The sequence below is a fragment of the Rubrivirga halophila genome, from assembly GCF_046845755.1.
In the GTDB taxonomy this organism is placed as follows: Bacteria; Bacteroidota; Rhodothermia; order Rhodothermales; family Rubricoccaceae; genus Rubrivirga.
Window position 1 is genome coordinate 1924434 of record NZ_CP177357.1, and the last position, 14474, is coordinate 1938907.

At 74.2% G+C, this 14474-nt stretch carries 12 protein-coding genes; 8 read left to right on the forward strand and 4 right to left on the reverse strand.

The features are described from left to right. Nucleotides 1-244 precede the first annotated feature (244 nt). The 8 genes from ACLIRP_RS08530 (at nt 245) to ACLIRP_RS08565 (ending at nt 10776) form a co-directional block, all read left to right on the forward strand. Nucleotides 245-2281: a peptidylprolyl isomerase gene (locus tag ACLIRP_RS08530; protein WP_412063544.1), complete on the forward strand. Its 2037-nt coding sequence runs from the start codon at nt 245-247 to the stop codon at nt 2279-2281. Next, nucleotides 2281-3153 carry a peptidylprolyl isomerase gene (locus ACLIRP_RS08535; RefSeq protein WP_412063545.1) on the forward strand — a complete coding sequence of 291 codons (873 nt, stop codon included), beginning with the start codon at nt 2281-2283 and terminating at the stop codon, nt 3151-3153. The genes ACLIRP_RS08530 and ACLIRP_RS08535 overlap by 1 nt, the downstream gene beginning before the upstream one ends. Nucleotides 3154-3240: 87 nt before the next feature. Continuing rightward, on the forward strand, nt 3241-4593 hold the full coding sequence (locus tag ACLIRP_RS08540) for a peptidylprolyl isomerase (protein ID WP_412063546.1): 1353 nt from the start codon (nt 3241-3243) through the stop codon (nt 4591-4593). A 68-nt stretch (nt 4594-4661) separates the two neighbouring features. After that, nucleotides 4662-5654, forward strand: a complete 993-nt coding sequence (locus tag ACLIRP_RS08545) for an AAA family ATPase (RefSeq protein ID WP_412063547.1) — start codon at nt 4662-4664, stop codon at nt 5652-5654. A gap of 75 nt (nt 5655-5729) precedes the next feature. Next, complete coding sequence (locus ACLIRP_RS08550) at nt 5730-6962, forward strand: aminotransferase class V-fold PLP-dependent enzyme (protein WP_412063548.1); 1233 nt, start codon at nt 5730-5732, stop codon at nt 6960-6962. Nucleotides 6963-7269: 307 nt separating this feature from the next. Further along, the gene (locus tag ACLIRP_RS08555) at nt 7270-7419 is read left to right on the forward strand and encodes a hypothetical protein (protein ID WP_412063549.1); all 150 of its coding nucleotides are present in this window, start codon (nt 7270-7272) and stop codon (nt 7417-7419) included. A 22-nt stretch (nt 7420-7441) separates the two neighbouring features. Then, a complete protein-coding gene (locus tag ACLIRP_RS08560) occupies nt 7442-8215 on the forward strand; it encodes a sigma-70 family RNA polymerase sigma factor (protein WP_412063550.1) in 774 nt (257 codons plus the stop codon). A 497-nt stretch (nt 8216-8712) separates the two neighbouring features. After that, nucleotides 8713-10776 carry a peptidyl-prolyl cis-trans isomerase gene (locus tag ACLIRP_RS08565; RefSeq protein WP_412063551.1) on the forward strand — a complete coding sequence of 688 codons (2064 nt, stop codon included), beginning with the start codon at nt 8713-8715 and terminating at the stop codon, nt 10774-10776. Nucleotides 10777-10783: 7 nt separating this feature from the next. Here ACLIRP_RS08565 and ACLIRP_RS08570 read toward each other — a convergent pair whose 3' ends face one another. From ACLIRP_RS08570 to ACLIRP_RS08585, 4 genes are read right to left on the reverse strand one after another with little or no spacing between them, the layout of a single operon-like run. Beyond that, nucleotides 10784-12169 carry an AMP-binding protein gene (locus ACLIRP_RS08570; RefSeq protein ID WP_412063552.1) on the reverse strand — a complete coding sequence of 462 codons (1386 nt, stop codon included), beginning with the start codon at nt 12167-12169 and terminating at the stop codon, nt 10784-10786. Beyond that, complete coding sequence (menC, locus tag ACLIRP_RS08575) at nt 12166-13221, reverse strand: o-succinylbenzoate synthase (protein ID WP_412063553.1); 1056 nt, start codon at nt 13219-13221, stop codon at nt 12166-12168. Before menC ends, ACLIRP_RS08570 begins: the two co-directional genes overlap by 4 nt. Nucleotides 13222-13229: 8 nt before the next feature. Continuing rightward, entirely contained in the window at nt 13230-14135 is a 906-nt protein-coding gene (locus ACLIRP_RS08580) for a 1,4-dihydroxy-2-naphthoate polyprenyltransferase (protein WP_412063554.1), read from the reverse strand. After that, on the reverse strand, nt 14123-14467 hold the full coding sequence (locus tag ACLIRP_RS08585) for a hypothetical protein (RefSeq protein ID WP_412063555.1): 345 nt from the start codon (nt 14465-14467) through the stop codon (nt 14123-14125). Before ACLIRP_RS08585 ends, ACLIRP_RS08580 begins: the two co-directional genes overlap by 13 nt. Between the last annotated feature and the right edge of the window lie 7 nt (nt 14468-14474).

Sequence of the window (14474 nt, forward strand, 5' to 3'; positions counted from 1 at the left end):
TTCGAGGGCGATGGCGATGTGGGACGTGGGTCGGGGCAGCTCTCAGGACCTACTGGCGACCTGCGCGAGCGGGCCACGAACCCTCGGGTCGGGGGTGGCGATCCGGCCGGCCGTTGCACCGCCCCCCCTCCCCCGCGCCTCGTCCCTCTCCCCCTATCCCGCGCATTTCGCGGTGCCTTGGACGGTGCCACCCCCCGCCCCAGTTAGCTTCGGCGGCTCTGACGCGTTCCCCCCTGCCCTCGCGATGTCTCCGATCCGCCTCGCCCTGCTCACGTTCGTCGCCGCCACGCTCGCCGCGTGCGGCGGCTCCCGCCCGACCGCCGAGGCCCCCGCGCTCGGCCCCGACGGGACGCCGATCGTGGCCACCTGGACCGCCGACACCTTGTCGCTCTTGGAGTTCGACCGCGCCTACACGGCCGCCGACGGCACCGTCGAGGACTCGGCCCGGACGCCGATGGCGCGCCGCCTCGACTTTCTCGACCGCTACGTCGACTTCCGCCTCAAGGTCCTCGCCGCGCGCGAGGCCGGCTACGCCGACGACTCGGCCTACGTCGCCGAGGTGGCCGACTACCGCGACCAGCTCGCGGGCCCCTACTTCACCGACCGCCGCGTGCTGACCGGCGTCGTCCGCGACATCTACGACAAGCAGGCCGAGGAGGTCGAGGTCTCCCACATCCTGTTCCTGCTGAGCCCGGCCGCGCCGGACACGGCGGCGACGTTCGCCCGCGCGACCGCCCTCCGCGACTCCATCGCCGCCGGGCTGATCGCCTTCGACGAGGCCGCCGCCCGGTACTCCGAGGACCCGACGGCGGCGCAGAACCGCGGCGCGCTCGGGTTCATCACCGGCGGCCGGACCGTGCTGCCCTTCGAGAACGCCGCCTACACCACGCCCATCGGCGAGATCTCCGAGCCCGTCCGCACCCGGTTCGGCGTCCACCTGGTGATGCCGACCGACCGCCAGCCGGCCAAGGAGGAGATCGGCGCGCGCCACATCCTGATCCGCACCTCCGAGACGGTCTCGGCCGACTCGGCCCGCGCCGTCATCCAGGGCCTCAAGGCCCGCGTCGAGGCCGGCGAGGACTTCGCCGCGCTCGCGCGCGAGTTCTCCGAGGACCCCGGCTCCGGCGTCAAGGGCGGCGACCTCGGCGTCTTCGGCCGCCGCCGCATGGTGGCCCCGTTCGAGGAGGCCGCCTTCGCGCTCGAGGCCGTCGGCGACCTGTCCGACCCGGTCGAGACCCGGTTCGGCATCCACCTGATCCAGCTCACCGAGGTCGCCGAGCGCCCGACGTTCGACGAGGCCTACGACGAGCTCCGCGAGCTGGCCCTGCGCCTGCCCCGCACGGCCGTCCGCCGCCAGGCCGTCGGGCGCGAATACATCGACGAGGTCGGCGGGAGCTACGACGAGGACCTGGTGCGCCGGGCCGTCGAGCAGTACCCGGCCGACTCCCTCCTGCAGTCCGTCGCCCGCGACGGCTTCGGGGACTTGGGCGACGAGACGTTCGCGACGGTCGGCGACTCGACGTTCACGCTGTCGGAGCTGGCGCCGCTGCTGGCGCGGATGCGCTACGGGCCGCACCCGGCCGGCGAGATGATCAAGACCGCGCGCGCCTTCGTCGACGAGCGGGCCGTCGAGCAGGCCATCGCCCGGCTCGAGGACCGCGACCCCGAGTTCGCCCGCGTCTTCCGCAGCTACGCCGACGGCGTGTTGCTCTTCCGCGTCGCCGAGGACAGCGTCTGGACGCCCGCCCGCACCGACGCCGACGGGCTCCGCGCCTTCTACGAGAGCCGCCCGGGCGCCTTCCGCTGGCCCGAGCGCCGCCGCGCCCTCGCCTTCCGCTCCACCTCCGACTCGCTCCTGCGCGCCGTCGCCGTCGACCTCGACGCGGGCCTGTCGCCGACCGAGGCGCTCGAGGCCCAGGAGGACTTCATGACCCGCAACGTCCTGCGGCTCGACACCGTGTTCGTCGCCGACTCCTCCGGCTCGACGCTCGACGCCGTGCTGACGCTCGACGTCGGCGAGCGGAGCGAGGTCGCCCTCGACCGCGCCCAGCGCGTGCTGTACGTGCTCGACGCGATTGAACCCCCGCGCGACAAGACGTTCGACGAGGCGCGTGCCGAGGTTATCACCGGGTACCAGGACGTGGTCGAGGACGCGTGGGAGGCCCGCTTGCGCGCCCGCTACGACGCCCGCCTCTACCCCGAGCGCGTGCCCGCCGAGTCGTCCGTTCCCCGCGAGGCCCCGCGGACCGGGTCCCCGTCCCTCGTCGGCGCCGACGACTAGTGCGGCGCGCGCGTCCCCGTCGCCTGGTGCTGGCGGTCGCGTGTGCGGCCGTCGGGCTCGGCTGTGGCGACCGCGCCGCCGCGCCGGCGCCCGGCGAGGGCGCCGTCGTCGCCCGCCTCGGCGACGCCACGCTGACGACGGGCGACCTCGCCGACGCCGTCGGCGGGGCGACGGGGGCCGACAGCGCGCGGGCCGTCGAGGTCGCGACGGCCCAGTGGACCCAGCGCGAGCTCCTCGTGCAGGAGGCCCGGCGCCAGGGGCTCGACCGCGACCCCGCCGTCCGGCGCCGCGTCGCCGAGGCCGAGCGGGCCGCGCTCGAGGCCGCCGCCATCGAGGCCCTCTTCGTCGCCGCCAGCGCCGAGCCCTCGGAGGCCGACCTCCAGGCCTACTACGACGCCCACCGCGAGGCCCTCGCCCTGCGCGAGCCCTACGTCCGCCTCCGGCACCTCCGGCTGGCCGACCCCACGCGCGTCGACGAGGCACAGGCCTCGCTCGCCCGCGCCGTCACCTCCGGCGTCCCCGACTCCCTCTTCGCGCTCGCCGCGCGCGAGTACGCCCTCGACCCCGAGCGCGCCGCCGCGTTCTCGGCCGAGTACGTCCCCGAGGGCCGCCTGCGCGCGCTCGACGAGACACTCGGCGACCGGGTGGCTGCCATGCCCCCGGGCCCCGCGGTCGCCGTGGTCCAGACTGGCGGCGCCGTCCACCTCGTGCAGGTCGTCGACCGCGAGCCGGCCGGGACGGTCCCGCCGTTCCGCCTCATCCGGGCCGAGCTGGCCGAGCGGCTCGCCGTCCAGGCCCGCCGCGACGCCCACTCGCGCTTGATCCAGCGCCTCCGCTCCGAAGCGCGGGCGCGCGGCGACCTCGTCGACTAGCGCACGGTCGTCACCGCTTCTTCCCCCCGTCTGCGGGCAATACGACGCCGGTGCGTCCGTCCTTTGGCCCGACCCGATCTCTCTCCCATGCGCCGACTGCTCTTCCTCGCCCCGCTCCTCGCCGTCGCCGCGGCGGCGCAGCCCGTGTCCCCGGGCCAGCGCCTCGACGGCATCGCCGCCGTCGTCGGCGAGCAGGTCATCTTGTACTCCGAGGTCGACGCGCTCGTCACCCAGACGACGCAGGGCCAGCAGGCGCCGCCCGACCTGTGGAGCCGCGCGCTCGACCGCCTCGTCGACCAGCGGATCGTGATCGCGCGGGCCCGGCAGGACACGACGCTCAACGTCACCGACGACCAGGTGGCCCAGCAGGTCAACGCCCGGCTGGCGCAGCTCGCGGCCCAGGTCGGCGGCGAGGCCGCGCTCGAGGCCGCCTATGGGCGGGGCATGGAGGAGATCCGCGTCTCGGTCCGCGACGACGTGCGCGACGAGATCCTGCTTCAGCGCTACCAGGGCCGCCGCGTCCGCGAGGTCACGATCACGCCCGGCGAGGTCCGCGCGTGGTTCGAGAAGATCCCCGCTGCCGAGCGCCCCGAGGTGCCCGAGCTGGTCCGCGTGGCCCACATCGTGCGGCTCCCCGAGACCGACGAGGCCGGCCGCCTCGCCATCCGCGCGACGGCCGACGCCCTGCGCGACTCCGTCCTGGCGGAGCAGGCGACGTTCGAGGCGATCGCCGACCGCTGGAGCACCGACCCCGGCAACACGAACCGCGACGGCACCCAGAACGGCGGGCTGTACACGACCCTCCGTCTGAGCGACCTCGAGCCGCGCTTCCAGGCGGCCGCGGCGTCGTCCGAGATCGGCGCCATCACGCCCGTCTTCGAGACGCCCTTCGGCTACCACTTTATGCGGGTCAACGCGCGCGAGGGCAACCAGATCTCGTTCAACCACGTGCTCCTCCAGATCGAGGCGGGCGAGGCCGAAGCGCAGGTGGCTCGGGAGTTCCTGACCGTCCTCCGCGACTCCGTCCAGGCCGGCGCGCCGTTCGAGGCGCTCGCCCGGCGCCACTCCCAGGACCCCGCCAGCGCCCCGCGCGGCGGCTACGTCTCGGTCCCCAACACGCGCCAGCGCGACCTGTCGACGGAGGGCCTCGGCCCGCTGTGGCAGGCCACGCTCGACACGCTCGAGGTCGGCGAGGTCTCGATGCCCGCCGAGGTCCAACTCGCCGACGCGACCGGCACGCGCGCCTTCCACATCGTGCTCCTCCAGAAGCGGACGCCGCCCCACCCGCTCTCGGTCGCCGACGACTACCAGTTGCTGAGCCAGTACGCGCTCCAGGAAAAGCAGCAGGAGGTGTTGCAGGACTGGATCGGCGACTTGCGCCAGAAGGTCTACGTCGACATCCGCGCCGACGAGTACCAGCCGCTGCAGGCCGGCGGCTAGCGACTCCCGAGCGGCGCCCGTCGCGCCGACCGCTCGTAGACTCGCCCCCCCGCCCCCTGCTTGCGCCGATGCCCATCGACCCGACCGACCCGTCCGCCGTCTCCGCCCTCGACGAGGCGTACCGGCGGCTCAAGGCCGAGGTCGGCCGCGTGGTCGTGGGCCAGGAAGAGGCCGTCGAGGGGCTCGTCGTCGCCCTGCTGGCGCGCGGCCACGCCCTGCTCGTCGGCGTGCCCGGGCTGGCGAAGACGCTGCTCGTGCACACGCTCGCCGACGCGCTCGACCTCTCGTTCCGCCGGATCCAGTTCACGCCGGACCTGATGCCGAGCGACATCACGGGGACGGAGATCGTCGAGGAGGACCCGGCGACGGGGCGCCGCGCGTTCCGGTTCGTCCAGGGCCCCGTGTTCGCGAACGTCGTGCTGGCCGACGAGATCAACCGGACGCCGCCGAAGACGCAGGCGGCGCTGCTCGAGGCCATGCAGGAGGGCCACGTCACGGCGGCCGGCGACACGTTCGAGCTGCCCAAGCCCTTTTTCGTGCTGGCGACCCAGAACCCGATCGAGCAGGAGGGCACGTACCCCCTCCCCGAGGCCCAGCTCGACCGGTTCATGCTCAACCTGTGGCTGGACTACCCGCCCTTCGCCGACGAGGTCGCCGTCGTCAAGGCGACGACGTCGGGGGCGACCCAGACCATCTCGCCCGTGCTCTCGTCCGACGATCTCGCCGCGTACCAGGCGCTCGTCCGCAACGCACCCGTCGCCGACCACGTCGTCGAGCACGCCGTCCGGCTCGCGGCGCGCACGCGGCCCGGCCGCGACGGCACGCCGGACTACGTCTCGCAGTACCTCTCGTACGGCGCCGGCCCCCGCGCCAGCCAGTACCTCGTGCTCGGCGCCAAGGCGCTCGCGCTCTTGGACGGACGACTGACCCCGCTCGCGGCCGACGTCGACCGGATCGCCGTGCCCGTCCTGCGCCACCGCATCGTGACCAACTTCAACGCCGAGGCCGAGGGCATCTCAGGCGTCGACATCATCGGGCGCCTGGTCGGCGAGGGGGACTAAGGGCTGAGGGGAGTGGAAGCGGGGAACGCCGGCACGCGCGCGTTCTATCCTCCACCCGCCCTCCTCTCCCCTGCCGTGCTCGACCTCCGCGACCAGTTTGTCGTCCCCCCCGCCCCCGCCGTCGAGCTCCGCGCGTTCACGCACGGGCTGATGCCCCGGACGGTCCCGGACCTGATGGCCGGGTTCTGCACCGACTGGGCCGAGCGCGGCGTCGACGCCTGGAACCGCGTGCCGGACCGGTGGGGATTGGGGAAAGAGACCGGCTGGTGGGCGCTCCCCGTCGACCTCGCCGACGCCTACGTGGCGCCCCTACTCTCGGCCGCGCCGGGCACCTGCATCCTGCAGCCGAACGTCCACTGGTCGGTCCAGTGCCTCTTGTCGTGCGACGAGCCGTTCGCCGGGGGCCGCGACGAGGTCGTGCTCACCGAGGGCGAGTTCCCGTCCGTGCGCCACTCGGTCCAGCGCTGGGCCGGCTTGCGCGCCCTCCGCCCCGTCGAGGTCGCCCTCGCCGCGGGTGGGGCGGTCGACGTGGAGGCCGTCATCGGCGCGATCACCGACCAGACGGCCTGGGTGATGATCTCGCACGTCGGGTTCGCGACGGGCGAGGTGCTCGCGACCGAGGCGCTCCGAGCGATCGCGGACGCGGCCCACCGGCACGGCGCGCACCTCGCCGTCGACGGCTACCACGCCACGGCGTCGCTGCCGGTCGACGTGGACGCGATCGGCGCGGACGCCTACGTGGGCGGGTTGCTCAAGGAGGCCTGCGGATCGACGGGCAACGCCTACCTCTGGGTCCGCCCCGGCGTCGACCTCCGGCCCCGGCTGGCGGGCTGGTTCGCGGATGCCGACCCGTTCGGCTTCCGCCCGGCGCCGGCCGACCACCCCGACGTGCGCCGCCGATTTCTGGCGGGCACGACGGCCGTGGCCTCGATGTACCACGCCGTCGAGGGCCTGCGCGTCTTGCTCGACGCCGGCATCGACGCCGTCCGCGCCGACACGCTGGCGAAGGGGCAGCGCGCGCTCGACCGGGTCGTGGCGCTGGGGCTGACGGTCCGCTCCCCGCTGGCGCCCGAGCGGCGGGGCGCGATGATCGTGCTGGAAGTGCCGGAGGCCGACCGGATGGTCCGCTACCTCAAGCGCCACGAGGTGTACGCCGACGCCCGGCGCAACGAGGTCGTCCGCCTGGCCCCGTTCGTGTGGAACACGCTGGCGGACGTGGACCGCCTCGTCGACGTGCTCGGCCAGGGGCTGGCGACCGGCGACTACCTCGCGCTGGCGGCGGCCGACGAGGGCGGCCCCGTCACCTGAGCTGGGCCGGGTGCGGCGCGAGCGGTTTCGCCCCGGCCCGGTTCGAATCGTGACGGGGGCCGTGATTCTACCGGCCCCGTTACGAATCCGTACCCCGGACCCGGGTTGATTAGGGTTTGGGGCACGAAGGCCGATACGGGCCACGGGTACAAGTCGAAGGGCATCAACGGGGTACACGCGGAGCGCCAGCGTTCCATCGGAGCGGTCTGTGCAAGGGTTCGGGCCGGCGCGGATGGCGCGCGGGCTGCAGGTGCGAAGTGTGGCACCGGGCTTGCGGAGGGGCTCGCCGTCGCCCCACCACCGTCCCGTGCTCACCGACCCGCTCCGCTCCGCTGCTGCCCTGGGCCTGCTCGCGCTCGCCGCGAGGACGCCCGGTGCCGAGGCGCTTGCCCTGGCCGCCGCCGGGCTCGCCATCGCCGCGGTTGCCGTGTTCGGAGCCGCCCGGCGCCCCGCCTGACGCCGTCCCCACGGCCACCTTTATGACCTCTCCCTTACAGCCCGCCGTCGAACGGTACGTCGCCGAGCGCGACGCCGACGGCCCCCGCGCCGACGACTACGCCCGCGCCGTGGCCGTGGCCGCGCTCCCGCTCGTCCGCTCGCTCGCGCGGCGCGTGACCCTGCCCGACCACCCGCTCGCGTCGTACCCCGACCTCGAGAACGCCGGGATGCTGGGGATGCTCCAGGCGCTCGGCAGCTACGACCCTGCCCGGGGCACGCCGTTCGCGTCGTTCGCCTACGGCCGCATCCGCGGCTCGCTCGTCGACTTTCTGCGCACCATCGACTGCCTCAGCCGCGACCGCCGCCGCCGCGTCGCCGAGGCGAACCGGACCGCGCAGACCCTGCAGCAGGAGCTCGGCGACGAGCCCCGCGCCGCCCAGGTCGCCGACCGGCTCGGCGTCTCGGTCCGGTCCTACAACCGGCTCCTCGGCGACGCTCAGCAGCGCTTTGCGCTCTCGCTCTTCGACGGCCAGGGCACCGACCGCCCGTCGCCTATCGACACGATCCCCGCCCTCGACGTCGAGCACGCCGACGCCCACACCGAGCGCCGCTCGATGTACGACTTCGTCGGGGCCCTCGTGGAGCGGCTCCCGGAACGCGAGCAGCGGATCGTGCACCTCTACTTTTTCGAGGGGCTCACGCTCCGCGAGATCGCCGGCGAGTTCCACCTGACCGAGGCGCGCATCTCCCAGATCCTGTCCAAGACGCTCCGCACGCTGCGGGGCCGCATGGCCGAGCACGCCGTGGCCGCCTAGGCCCGGCATCCGCCTCCCGAGAGGGAGAGAGAGAGCGGTGGGCTGGAGCCGGGGGCCGTAACCCCCGCTCTGGCCCACTGTTTTTGGGATTCGGCGGTCGCCCGAGTGGCCGCCCCGCCCATTCGCGGACAGGCGCAGAGAACGGTCGCGAGTCCTCCCCCCTCGCCGTCATACCTGCGAAGGCGGCCACCCGGGCCGACGGCGCGGCCCACGACGGGGATAGATCCGCAGTCGATGCCTCCGCCAAAAGACGGTCCGCTCGGGCGTACGGAGCACCAGTCGACGCGAGATCGCGGGCCGTCCGAGGGAGGGGTCAGCCGCCCCAACGTGCCCGTCTCCCCAGACTCCGCAGATTTTCCCCACGGCCCCACTAGGGCGTCCCCGTATCTTCGCGCTCCACCGGGCCGGCATCGCTGCCGGCCCGTGGTGGTTCGGGCACGCCGCCCGGCCGACACGCACGACAGATCCCGCGGAGGCGGAGCGACATGGCAGGAATCATGAACAGCATTCGAGAGCGAGCTGGCGGCCTTCTGGTCGGCATCTTGGTGGTCGCCTTCGGCGGCCTCTGGGCGCTCCAGGATTCCGGCGCCTTCGACAATGTCGGGATGGGCCGCGACGGCCGCACCATCGGCGAGGTCGACGGCATCAACCTCGAGGGGGAGCTCTTCAGCCGCGCCGTCGAGCAGCAGCTCGACGCCTACCAGGCCCAGGGGCTGGAGGTCTCGAGCGCGCTCCAGCGCCAGGTCGAGGACCAGGTCTTCGAGAGCCTGGTTGACAACGCGCTCATCGAGCGCGAGATGGACCGCCTCGGCGTCGAGGTGACGGACGACGAGGTGTTCGACCTCATCACCGGCCCCAACCCGGACCCGCTCATCGCCCAGGTCTTCCCCGACGGCAACGGCGGCGTCGACCGCGTCGCGCTCCAGCAGGTCGTTGAGGACCCGCAGTTTGCCGAGCAGCTCCAGGCGATTGAGGAGCAGGTCCGCCGCAACCGGCGCCAGGCCAAGCTCTCCGCGCTCATCACCGCGACCACGCGCGTGACGCCGGCGGAGCTCCAGGCCGAGTTCGTGCGCCAGAACCGCCGGGCCGCCGCCCAGGTCGTCGCCCTGCGCTACGCCTCCGTCCCCGACGACCAGGTGGAGGTCTCCGACCGCGACCTCCAGCGGTACTACCGCGACAACCGCGACGACTTCGAGCGCGACGCCAGCTACTCCATCGAGTACGTCGGCTTCGAGAAGGCCCCCACGGGCGCCGACTCGACCCGGGCGACCGAGGAGCTGGCGGGCCTGGTCCGCGGCTTCCGCTCCGCCCCGGACCCGATCGCCTTCGCGCGCCGCAACTCGTTCGGCGCCGCCGTCGACCCCGAGTACGTCGGCGCGGGCGCCCTGCCGGCCAACCTCGCGACGGCCGTCTTCTCGGACCTTACCGTGGGCCGCGTCGTCGGGCCGGTCGTGGCCGACGGGCAGGCATACCTCGCCAAGATCACCGGCGCCCGCCCCGGCGACGCCGAGGCCATCCGCGCCCGCCACATCCTGTTCGCCCCGACCGACCGGGCCCGCGCCCTCGAGGTTCGTGACCGGATCGTCGCCGGCGACATCTCGTTCGCCGCCGCCGCGCGCCAGTACTCGACCGACCCGAGCAACAAGGACGTCGGCGGCGACCTCGGCTTCTTCGGTCGCGGCGCCATGGTGAGCGAGTTCGAGGACGCCGCCTTCGCCGCCCCCCAGGGCCAGGTGGTCGGGCCGATCGAGACGCAGTTCGGGCACCACCTCATCCGCGTCGAGGGCCGCGCGTCGGCCGAGGTCGAGCTCGTCCAGATCTCGCGCCCTGTCGAGGCCGACTTTGCACGCGTGCTCGGCGAGGCCGAGGACTTCGCCGCGTTCATCGAGCTCGAAGACCGCGACTTCGCCGAGGAGGCGTCGGAGCGCGGCATCGCGCCGACGCCGGTTCAGGTGCAGGACGGCCAGGGCGCCATCCCGGGCCTCGACCTCGGCCGCGACTTTTTCCGCTTCCTCCGGGGCGCCAACGAGGGCCAGGTGTCGGACCCGTTCGACGCCGGCGACCGCTATATCGTCGCCCGGCTCGTCGACCGCACCGAGGCCGGCCCGGCGCCGTTCGAGGACGTGCGCGGGCAGGTCGAGGCCGCCGTGCTGACCGAGCGCAAGCGGGAGGTCCAGGCCGCCGCGCTCCGCGCGGCCGTCCAGGGCGGCGCCTCGCTCCAGTCCATCGCCTCCGCCGTCGGCGCGACGGTCGAGACCGTCTCCGACCTGTCGATGCAGGCGGCCGTGATCCCGGGGTACGGCGTCGAGCCGCGCGCCGTCGGCGCCGCGTTCGGGCTCCGCCCCGGCCAGCGGAGCGGCGTCATCGAGGGCGACCAGGCCGTCTTCGTCATCCGCACGACGGCCTTGCGCGGCGGGACGGACGGCGAGCTGACCGACCAGGCCCGTGAGCAGCTCGCGAGCTCGCTCCTGCAGCGCAAGCGCCAGCGCGTGCTCCAGGCGTGGCTCCAGGGCTTGCGCGACGCGGCCGAGGTCGAGGACTACCGCAACGACGTCCTCTAGCCGAGGCTCAGCCCTCGCTCCGCGACTCTGCCGCCCGGCGCTCCGCTTCCCGCGTGAGCGCCGGGCGGTCCGGTTTCAGGCCCTCGGCCCCGTCCCAATCGTAAAACGCGACGGGGACCTCGAACCCCGCCAGCCGCTCGCGAAGCGCCGCGGCGAGCGCGCGGCCGTCGGGCACGGCGCCGTCGGCGGTGCGAACGAAGGCGACCGGCCGCGCTCCGAACGAGCGGTCCGGGACTGCGACCACGACGGCCTCGGCCACCTCGGGCAGCGCCGCCAGCGCGGCCTCGATCCGCTCGGGCCGGACGTTCTCACCGCCCGACACGAACTGCAGGTCCGCGCGCCCGGTGACGACGAGCCTCCCGGCCGCGTCGACGTGGCCGAGGTCGCCCGTCGCGAGCCACTTAGGCGGCGGCTCGGGTCCGCCAGGCCCCCACGTGCCGGCGACCGTCAGGCCGGCCACCTCGATCTCGCCGCCGCTCGCGATCCGGACCCGGCGGTGCGCGAGGGGCGGGCCGGAGGTCCCGAGCGCCTCACGATCGGCGCCCGGCGCCGTCGCGGAGATCGTCGCCGTCGCCTCCGTCATCCCGTACGACGTAGCGACCGGGACGCCGGCGGCGACGGCGCGGTCGAGCAGGCTTGCGGGGATGGCGCTCCCGCCGAGCAAGACGGCGCGGAGCGACGACAGGTCAGCGTCGGCGTCGAGGAGCCGGTCGAGCTGGGTGGCCACGAGCGAGGCGTGCGTCGGGCGGAGCGTCGCGACGGCGTCGGCCGTCGACGCGCCGTCGGGGAGCACGAGGGCCGCGCCCACGAGCGCGCACCGGATGACCACGCCCAGCCCGCCGACGTGGTACAGCGGCAGGTCGAGCAGCCACCGGCTTTTCGCGTCGACGCCCAGCCGCTTGATCACGCCGCGCGCGCTCCACACGTGGTTGCCGACGCTGTGGAGGACCGCCTTCGGCGCCCCCGTCGAGCCGGATGTGTGGACGACGGTGAACGGCCGATCTAACGGAATGTCGACGGTGGGACCATCGCCGCGTGCGTCGGCCGCCAGCAGGTCCCCCAGCGGGGCGCTCGCGACACCCGCGACGTCCGCCTCTGAGCAGACCGTGTCGAGCCTCAATCTCGCCAGCGCCTCGGCGACGGCCGGCGCGGGCCACCGGGTCGACAGCGGCGCGAGCACCGCCCCGATGCGCAACGCGGCGAGTACGAGCACGACGAAATCGGGCGAGGTCTCAGCCCGCACGGCGACGACGTCGCGCCCGGCGAGTGCCCTACTAGCGGCGTCGACCCGGCGATTCAGGTCCACCCACGTCCAAGTCACCGACGGCGTGAGGAGCGCGGGCGCGTCCGGCCGGGTTTCGGCGTGCTGGCGCACGGGGTCCGCGAGCGTCACGGGAGCGCGATCTCGGGCGGCATCGAAAAGAGGCCTGCCACGTCGACGCGGGGGCGGTCGAACGGGAGCGGGCCGAGCACGTCGGCGGCGAGCCAGCGGTACGTGTCCAGCCCGGCCGGCTCGGCGCCCGTCGCTGCCGCCAGCGCCGCGATGCCCCGCAGGCCGACGCCGCTCTCGAACGCCGCGCTCAGGACGGGCCGCACCCCGACGAGCCGGGCCTCGGTCGCCCGCCGGATCGTCGCGCCGATCCCGCCGACGAGCGTCGGCTTGAGGACCGCCGCCGTCGCCCAGCCCCGGATCGGCGCGCCCTCCTGCACCGACTCGTCGACGGCGACCGGCAGGCCCGTGTCGTGCCACAGTTCAGGGAGCCGGCTCGCGTCCCGAAGCGGCTCCTCAATGTAGTCGAGCGCGAGGCCGCGGACGCCCTCGGCAAAGCGGACCGCGTCGTCCCAGCCCCACGCCCGGTTCGCGTCGAGGCGCAGGGCGACCGCATCGGGGAGCGCCTTCCGGACCGCCGTGACGAGCGGGAGGTCGTCGTCGACGGGCTGACGGCCGACCTTCAGCTTGACGGCGGGGTACCCCTGCTCCCCGAGCCGCTTCGCGGAGGCGACCGCCAGACTTCCGCCCCCCATCACGAGTCCGTTGAGGGGCAGCACGACGGCCGGGTCCGGGTGGAGCGCTTGCGGGAGCGTTCTTCCGAGTTCCTGGGCGGCGAGCTCCGCCAGCGCCAGGTCGAGGCCGAACCGGGCCGACGGCGAGAGCCCAGCGGCATCGAGGGCCGTCGCGACGGATCCCCCCAGCAGCGCCTCGGCAGGCGTCAGCTCGCGGCCCCGTAGCACCTCCGCCAAGGCCACAAGCTCGGCCCGAGCCTGGTCGAGCGACTCGGCGCTGAACCCCGGGAGCGGCGCGGCGTCGCCCCACCCGACCGCCCCATCGGCGCCTTCGATCCGGACGAGCACGCCGCGCCGTTGCACATGCGCCTGCCCGCCCCAGACGACCGGCTCCCTCAGCGGGAGCGCGTACGGCACGAGGTCGAAGGCGGCGATCGTCATCGGCGGCGCTAGGTCAGGAGCCAGCCCGCGGCGAAGACGAGGGAGTAGGCGAACAGCAGCCGCGCCGTTTTGCCGAGCAGCGGGTTCAGGACGGCCGGGTCGGTCGACGTCGCGAGCGTGCTCGCGTACCGGCGGCCCGCGAGCGCCGCCAGCGCCGAGGCGCCCAGGATGCCGACGTGGTCGCGCGACACGAGCGCAAGCGCGGCCGGCACGACGACGGCGCCCGAGATGGCGTGCGTGTACAGCCGGACCCCGAACGCGCGCCCGAACCGGACGACCAGGGTCCGCTTGTCCGCGGCCCGGTCCTCCTCCACGTCGCGGACGTTGTTCGCCAGCAGGATCGCCGTCGCCAGGAAGCCCGGCCCGAGCCCGGCGACGGGCACCCAGCCGGGCAGGCTCAACGCCTGCACGTAGTATGTCCCCGCGACGGCGACCGGCCCGAAAAAGACGAGCACGAAGAGGTCCGCGAGGCCGGTGTACGCGAGGGCGTAGCGGCCCTTCGTGTACGCGACCCCGCTGGCGATGGAGACCAGCCCGAGGGCCAGGATCGGCCACCCGCCCCGGACGATGAGGTACACGCCCGAGGCGAACGCCAGCCCGAAGGCGACGGCGGCGGCGGCGCGCATCTGGCCCGGCGTCACGAGCCCGGCGGCCGTCGCCCGGCGCGGACCTTTGCGGGCGTCGGTGTCGGCGCCGCGCACGAAGTCCTCGGCGTCGTTCGCGTAGTTCGTCCCGACCTGAATGAACAGGGCGCCCGCGAGCGCACACGCAGCGGCGAGCGCGTGGAACTGCCCGGCGTGGGCCGCGAGCGCGACGCCCACGATCACGGGCGCCGCGGCGGCGGTCAGCGTCTTGGGCCGGGCGGCCTCGAGCCACAGCCGCCAGCGGGGCGGCGCCGGTGCTACGTCATCCACAGGTCGAACCGGTCGAGGAGCGCGTCGAGGGCGTCGCGGTTGCGGCGCTTGACTTTGAGGGCGAGGCAGCCCTCGCTCGCGCCGGGCACCCGGCTCACCAGGTCCATCGGCCGCGTGCGCAGCGTCAGCGTGTCGCCGAACCAGCCGCGCTTGTGGCGGACCTCTTCGAGGTCGGTCAGTTCGAACCGGAACGACTGGGCGCCGCGGTCGAACATCCCGAGCACCTTGACCTGCACCTCGATCACGACCTCGTCGCCCTCGACGTGGATCGAGCCCCGGCCCTCAGAGAGGCCGCCGTGGACGTCGCCGGTCGCGAAAGGAACGGAAAGCATGGCGTGG

Bases quoted from the DNA above. Each gene is read 5' to 3' on its own strand.
- ACLIRP_RS08530 (WP_412063544.1), top strand. From the start codon at position 245: ATGTCTCCGATCCGCCTCGCCCTGCTCACGTTCGTCGCCGCCACGCTC.
- ACLIRP_RS08540 (WP_412063546.1), top strand. From the start codon at position 3,241: ATGCGCCGACTGCTCTTCCTCGCCCCGCTCCTCGCCGTCGCCGCGGCG.
- ACLIRP_RS08545 (WP_412063547.1), top strand. From the start codon at position 4,662: ATGCCCATCGACCCGACCGACCCGTCCGCCGTCTCCGCCCTCGACGAG.
- ACLIRP_RS08560 (WP_412063550.1), top strand. From the start codon at position 7,442: ATGACCTCTCCCTTACAGCCCGCCGTCGAACGGTACGTCGCCGAGCGC.
- ACLIRP_RS08565 (WP_412063551.1), top strand. From the start codon at position 8,713: ATGAACAGCATTCGAGAGCGAGCTGGCGGCCTTCTGGTCGGCATCTTG.
- menC (WP_412063553.1), bottom strand. From the start codon at position 13,221: ATGACGATCGCCGCCTTCGACCTCGTGCCGTACGCGCTCCCGCTGAGG.
- ACLIRP_RS08585 (WP_412063555.1), bottom strand. From the start codon at position 14,467: ATGCTTTCCGTTCCTTTCGCGACCGGCGACGTCCACGGCGGCCTCTCT.